The organism is Trichocoleus desertorum AS-A10 (assembly GCF_039962155.1).
GTDB lineage: Bacteria > Cyanobacteriota > Cyanobacteriia > FACHB-46 > FACHB-46 > Trichocoleus.
Genome location: NZ_JAMPKN010000101.1, coordinates 1 through 6,084 on the forward strand (window position 1 = coordinate 1; position 6,084 = coordinate 6,084).

A 6,084-nucleotide genomic window follows, 5' to 3' on the forward strand; every position below is an offset into this window, starting at 1 on the left:
TCCCGCTTAGTGAGAAGGACGTTATCGTTTTCCAAGAAGTTAGAGAACCATATTGGTGCAGTTTGGTACTTTGTTCATCACTACAATGCATCCTTACCTATTTAGGACTACCAGAAAATAAACGCCTTGATAGTTGTGCCATTGCAATTCTTCGATGAAGTAGCACCAAACTAGCAAATCTCTAGCTCCTAAGCATGCATTTTCAGCTTTGCCTTACCGTCTACCTCCATGAAGCTGCTTCAACCTTTACCTGAACTAACATTGTTTTCTTCGGGTAACAGGGTCAAAGCATTGATATGCCGTTGTTACATCCAAACGGAAAGAACCAGTTAACCCCAGCTTATCGCTCGCCTGCTACTCAAAATGGCTGAAACCCTCATTCTGTCGTTAATCGATAAGTTTTACTTAATTCGTTAGCACTGTTAACGCCGTTTGAGCTTTAGTTGAATTGACAACCTGGACGTTGCATCATTCCTCTGTTGGGCAATGCCCTTGATTGACCCCTGCCCGTCCACCAGCAAGATGAAATGTAACGCATTGTTGCAAAAAGCATAATAGTTGCCGAATTTATAGATAGACATCTAGCTAAACTATTCACCCTGATATATTCCTGCAGCAATGGATAAACTCGTTAACCTTGATTTGTTCAATGCTAATTTTTATCGTGCCTTTAATCCTGATTTGGCTGGCCTCACAGACGAGCAGGCATCCTCTCACCTCTTCACCTATGGCTTGAACGAAGGTCGCATCTTCTCGCCCTTTGTCAATCTCCAGTTTTATCAAGCTCACTATCCTGACTTAGCAGCAGCAGGACTGACCAGCAATCAACAACTTTTTCAGCACCTGCAAGATTTTGGTGTCGCAGAAGGTCGAGCATTCTCTCCTTTTTTAGACCTTGACTTCTATCTCGCCCACAACCCAGATGTGAATCAAGCCTTTGCAGGGAATCGCGAGCAAGCCTTTCAGCACTTACAGACCTATGGCTTGAGCGAAGGCCGCATTTTCTCGCCCTTGGTTGACCTCAAGTTCTACCTCGCCAATAATCCAGATGTAGCCGCCTTCTACGGTAACGACCGTTTCGGAGTGTTGCAGCATCTACAGATGTATGGGTTGAATGAGGGCCGTGCGTTCTCTCCGTTTGTAGATCTCAACTTTTACTTGGCGAGTAATCCAGATGTGAATCAAGCTTTTGCAGGCGATCGCCACTTGGCTTTACAGCACTTGCAAACTTATGGCTTGAATGAAAGCCGCAAGTTCACTCCCTTTTTTGACCTCAACTACTACAAAACGAACAACCCAGACCTGATTGATGCTGGACTGAACAATACTCAGTTGCTTCAGCATTTTCAGATGTATGGCCTGCGAGAGGGTCGAGTATTTTCGCCTGCTTTCGACTTAAACTACTATCGCTCCCTCAATCCAGATTTAGTAGCAGCTGGATTAGATGAGCCAGGCATATATGAACATTTCCAGCGCTATGGTTTAACAGAAGGGCGACTGGCTTCTCCTAACTTTGATGTTCAAGTTTATCTAGCTAACAACCCTGACTTGATTGCGGCAGGCTTCAACAATCAGCAAGCGTATCAGCACTTCTTAATGTATGGACAGCAAGAAGGTCGTCCAGGAAGTGACTATGCAGGAAATTCTGAAGCTACTGCTCGGGCGATCGTGCTTGGCTCGACACAACTGAATCTGACCGACTTTGTAGGTAGCATCGACACAGCAGACTGGTACCAGTTCACGCTAGAGAGAGCCGGCGAATGGCAGCGATCGCTGAACGTGCAGAATGGTGCCGTGACGCTACAACTTGCCCAAGACAGCAATAACAATGGTGCGATCGAACAAGGCGAAATTCTTCAAAGTTTCACCGTTACCCCTACTACAACCTTTTCAGACGCTGGCGGCATCCTAGAGGCAGGTGCGTACTATGTGCAAGTTGCTCCTGCCAATGCTGAAACGAACACGAACTATGCCCTGAGCCTTTCGCTCAACCCAGCACCTCTACTTACCACTAACGCTGGGCTGGCTCTCACCTCAGGCTCGACAAAAGCTATTGGCAGCGATCAACTGCGGGTCGTTGATGCTGATACCGATGCGACTCAGTTGACTTACACCGTTAAAGATGCTCCCCTAAATGGCAGCTTGCAGTTAAATGGCTTAGTTTTGAGCGTGAGTCAAACCTTTACTCAAGCAGATATCAATCAGGGTCGAGTCAGCTATCAGAGCAATGGTGGTACTGCAAGCAGCGATCGCTTCGACTTCAGTGTCACTGATGGCATGACTACTCTCAACCACAGCTTCAACCTTAATCTAAGTAGAAATCCCTACCTTGTCAAAGATATCAATTCTGGACTGAGCTCATCGTCTTCACTATTTCCGAGAGTAGATGTGAATGGGACTCTTTATTTTTCTGCCTATAGCCCAGATCAGGGACTTTGGAAAACTGATGGCACTGAAGCGGGAACAACGCTATTCAGGCAAAATGCCTCACCTGCTGCTAATGTGAATAGTTCACTCTTCTTCTTCTCTAATGGCCTCTGGAAGAGCGATGGCACTGAGGCTGGTACAACTTTCATAGAAGCTGTTGGTAATGCTGTTACTTCTCCACAGTTCAAACCTAACGTCGCTGTTATCGGTAATACATTTTACTTTCCAGCCGCTGACAGAATACATGGGGCAGAACTGTGGAAGAGCGATGGCACCCCTGAAGGTACGCTAGTGCTGAAGGATATCAATCCAGGCAATTTTGGCTATATTGCTCCTGCTATCTTCACGAATATAAATGAGACGCTTTATTTCTCAGCATATTCATCAGGTAGTGGCGAAGCGTTATGGAAGAGTGATGGCACTGCCGAGGGTACTGTCATGCTGAAGCAGGGTGTTTGGCCAGCTTCAAACTTCTCTTTCGCCAATGTGAATGGTGCCCTCTATTTCATGGCCCACGATGGGGTGCATGGTACAGAACTGTGGAAGAGCGACGGCACTCCTGAAGGCACTGTTCTTGTGAAGGACATTAACCCAGGCGCAAGTGGCTCTATGTCACCGGGGATTTCCAGGTTTTTCAATGTCAACGATACGCTTTACTTCGGAGCCGCTGATGGAGTGCATGGTACAGAACTGTGGAAGAGTGATGGCACCCCTGAAGGCACTGTTCTTGTGAAGGACATTAACCCAGGGGCAAATAGTTCCAGCCCTGCTTATTTAACAGCTATTAACGATACGCTCTACTTCTCCAGCACCGATGGAGTGCATGGCGCAGAACTGTGGAAGAGTGATGGTACGCCTGAAGGCACTGTTTTAGTCAAAGACATTAATCCAGGGGAAAATAGTTCCAACCCTCAGGACTTAATCAACTTCGACGGTGTGGTTTACTTTGGAGCTTATGATCCTGTGCATGGAACTGAATTATGGAGGAGCGATGGCACTGCCCTAAAAACAACTTTGGTTGAAGATATTAATCCAGGGATGAACAGTTCGCGTCCATCTTCCTTCGGCTACAATTTTGCACAAAGTAACCATAAGCTGTTCTTTTCGGCTGACGATGGTAGCCACGGAAGCGAGCTTTGGGCGATTGAATCGAGCACGGTACCTGGGTAGGGATAATCAGGAATAGGATAGCAATCGCCATTACCCAACATTCTCACTGAGAGCCGAGAAGCTTAAACAGTTTTCTGCTCCTTGCCTTGGAATCAAAACAAGTTGAGATCGCTTAAGCACTCAAAGGAACTAGTTCGCCAGTGATTGTGAGCCCTAGCTTCATCGGTTGTTGTGGCTGGATTAATTGACCTGTGATCGCACAATGTTCCTCTCGTTGAGCGATCGCCTCAAACGTAACTCGAATCTCTGACCCAGACAAAAGCGGAGTTTGGGCAGGCGATCGTTTCTCCAAAGGCATTAACCGTTGCTCCACGAATTGCCAAAGCACCTCTCGAATCAGGGTTTGATATCCTTGCTCACCGGAAAGCTCTCGTAATCGCTCTTTAAGTTCAGCTTCCAGCCGGATACTCGTCACTTGCATTTCCGAAGTGGAACTTGGTCTGCGTGTATCCATACCGAACTACCTAGTTTCAAAAAGTGGACAATGTAATACTACAAGTGTAGTATGTAGCTATCCAGATTTGTAATACAAGTAATCCAGCCTTCTATGGACCGCACCCTTCTGGCCACCTTATCCAGTGCCCTTGTTCTTCCCCATCGAGGTTGGGGTAGAGCATCGGTGCTGTTTGCGTGCGAGGGAGCGTATCGATTTAGTGGTAGTAAATCCGCTCATGAAGGCATTAATGCGATAGTCGCCGGACAACTCAATCCGGATCAACTTACTAGCAGCGGGAGGTGCAGGTTTAACCTGACACCGACATAGGGAAACAGCGCATCAGCTTCCTTGTACTTACCCCCGCTCCTGGTCAACAGAAGTGGGGGTTGTTTTTTGAGGAGTGAGTTTTATGCAAGCAACAGAGCAGACTCAGAAGATTCCAATACTACACAACCAGGTCGTAGTCTTCTCCAAGAACTACCTTCCCCTGACACGTATCAACATCAAACGGGCCATCGTGCTTCTAGTGACGGGGCAGGCAGAATCACTAGAGTTCAGCAGCCTCCAGGCCTGGGAAGTGCGCTCTCCTAGCGTTGTACTACAAGTACCTGAGCACATCCACTTGACGAGTGGCAATCCAGAGCGGCAGTGGAAGCTACCACCTGTCAATCGTCGCGAAGTCTTCCGCCGCGATCACCATGCCTGTCAGTACTGCGGCAGTACCAAGCGTCTCACCTTGGATCACGTTATTCCTCGTTCCAAGGGTGGCACCCATACCTGGGAGAACGTAGTGGCTGCGTGCGACAAGTGCAATTCAGCTAAGGGCGATCGCCTCTTACACGAGACCGGAATGGTGCTCAGAAGCAAACCTAAAGCACCCATCCACCCTGCCATTGCATTTGCAGAACAGTTCTGGAAAGAGCAGCCCACCAACGACTGAGCTGAATAGAAGAAGGAGGTAAGGTCAATGTTGAAGCTTAACTACACCGAAAGCGGACTGTACATGGAGCGGGTAGTGATCTCTCCAGAACTGGCGATCGCCCAACGGGTTGTTCTTGCCATGCGCTTAGAGCAATGCCTCCAAGTCGAGCCTGGTCATGCCTCCTTTCTCTTACCTACTGATGTCCCTGATCTGAAACATCTAGAGACGATGTTGGGACAGGAATGCAGAGGGAGAGTGACTGTCGTTCCAGTGGATGACGAGTTTGTAGAAGTCAGTCTGAGTGGGAGCTGGATTGCTGAGAGTAAGGAAGCTCATGAAGGAATGTTCCTCACCGTGCTGGGCAATCGTGTTGAACTCTTCATCTACAAGCTGTGGCAGATGAGTGAGTCCCACATTTCTTCCCTGGCCTAGCAACTACAACTCAACTAGAGAGGGGAGTCTAGCCATCCTCCTCACTATTGCCCTCTCACCTCTCAAAAAAAGTTGTAGTATGCCCTTGACACTCTGTAGTACATTGTATTACAACTGTAGTATGAGATGAGACACAAAGGAGCGAATCCAATGGCTGCTCACTCCCTTCAAAAAACAGGTCTTCTCTCAAAGCTTTCAGAACACTGGAAAACTCATTCTCCACGTACTTCTGCATCTCTTCGAGACGAGCAATTCAATCAGGGAAGTCAATCTAACCATTCCAGTAAACAAACTCAAGCACTCCGTCATCTAGAGCAGATCTACCATCTAGAACGGCGTTGCTTCCTCTAACTCCTGCTGCAATCAGCAATCCTGCACCTTGACAACTGAATCGCCACCTTTGGGAATGTAGCTTAGTCCGGCTCAAAGCAGTCGCCTGTCCAGCGAAAGATCGTCGGTACTGCTTCGCAGAAGCAAGCTACAAATCCGATCATTCTTGCCTTGTAGCATCGTGGGCGAATAGATAAGTCGCTGTGCCTCTCAAGCACGGAGAAGCGGGTGCAACTCCCGTCGATGCTTCCAATAGACCTCCTGCATGAATCAAGAGGGATGTGCCAGTTCATAGTTGAGCAAGCCAGCAATCAAGTTCAAGCGTAAGCCAAACCGCTCTCTCCGGTTGCGATACCGCCCTGAAAAG

5 protein-coding genes, 2 tRNA genes and 2 pseudogenes are annotated in these 6,084 nt (G+C 47.9%); 7 read left to right on the plus strand and 2 right to left on the minus strand.

Features of this window, described 5'->3' with window-relative positions; all coding sequences use genetic code 11:
* Both NDA01_RS30985 and NDA01_RS30990 read left to right on the plus strand, forming a co-directional pair.
* Positions 1-105, plus strand: a pseudogene (locus NDA01_RS30985) (IS1 family transposase); the annotation flags it as partial.
* Between the two features lie 513 nt (positions 106-618).
* Positions 619-3,597: an ELWxxDGT repeat protein gene (locus tag NDA01_RS30990; RefSeq protein ID WP_348231076.1), complete on the plus strand. Its 2,979-nt coding sequence runs from the start codon at positions 619-621 to the stop codon at positions 3,595-3,597.
* Between the two features lie 112 nt (positions 3,598-3,709).
* On the opposite strand, the gene NDA01_RS30995 is transcribed toward NDA01_RS30990, so the two are convergent.
* Complete coding sequence (locus NDA01_RS30995; RefSeq protein ID WP_348231077.1) at positions 3,710-4,051, minus strand: hypothetical protein; 342 nt, start codon at positions 4,049-4,051, stop codon at positions 3,710-3,712.
* 391 nt (positions 4,052-4,442) lie between these two features.
* Here NDA01_RS30995 and NDA01_RS31000 point away from each other — a divergent pair, with 391 nt between their 5' ends.
* The 5 genes from NDA01_RS31000 to NDA01_RS31020 all read left to right on the plus strand — a co-directional run bounded on the left by NDA01_RS31000 (position 4,443) and on the right by NDA01_RS31020 (position 5,969).
* Entirely contained in the window at positions 4,443-4,973 is a 531-nt protein-coding gene (locus tag NDA01_RS31000) for an HNH endonuclease (RefSeq protein ID WP_348231078.1), read from the plus strand.
* Between the two features lie 27 nt (positions 4,974-5,000).
* Complete coding sequence (locus tag NDA01_RS31005) at positions 5,001-5,387, plus strand: alr0857 family protein (RefSeq protein WP_348231079.1); 387 nt, start codon at positions 5,001-5,003, stop codon at positions 5,385-5,387.
* A 150-nt stretch (positions 5,388-5,537) separates the two neighbouring features.
* The gene (locus NDA01_RS31010; RefSeq protein WP_348231080.1) at positions 5,538-5,738 is read left to right on the plus strand and encodes a hypothetical protein; all 201 of its coding nucleotides are present in this window, start codon (positions 5,538-5,540) and stop codon (positions 5,736-5,738) included.
* 51 nt (positions 5,739-5,789) lie between these two features.
* Positions 5,790-5,886 (plus strand) — tRNA-Asp (locus NDA01_RS31015).
* A gap of 6 nt (positions 5,887-5,892) precedes the next feature.
* Positions 5,893-5,969, plus strand: a tRNA-Glu gene (locus NDA01_RS31020).
* An 18-nt stretch (positions 5,970-5,987) separates the two neighbouring features.
* Here NDA01_RS31020 and NDA01_RS31025 read toward each other — a convergent pair.
* Positions 5,988-6,084, minus strand: a pseudogene (locus NDA01_RS31025) (IS5/IS1182 family transposase); the annotation flags it as partial.

Excerpts from the sequence above, each read along its gene's own strand:
- NDA01_RS30990 (WP_348231076.1), top strand. The coding sequence starts at position 619 with ATGGATAAACTCGTTAACCTTGATTTGTTCAATGCTAATTTTTATCGT.
- NDA01_RS30995 (WP_348231077.1), bottom strand. The coding sequence starts at position 4,051 with ATGGATACACGCAGACCAAGTTCCACTTCGGAAATGCAAGTGACGAGT.
- NDA01_RS31000 (WP_348231078.1), top strand. The coding sequence starts at position 4,443 with ATGCAAGCAACAGAGCAGACTCAGAAGATTCCAATACTACACAACCAG.
- NDA01_RS31005 (WP_348231079.1), top strand. The coding sequence starts at position 5,001 with ATGTTGAAGCTTAACTACACCGAAAGCGGACTGTACATGGAGCGGGTA.
- NDA01_RS31010 (WP_348231080.1), top strand. The coding sequence starts at position 5,538 with ATGGCTGCTCACTCCCTTCAAAAAACAGGTCTTCTCTCAAAGCTTTCA.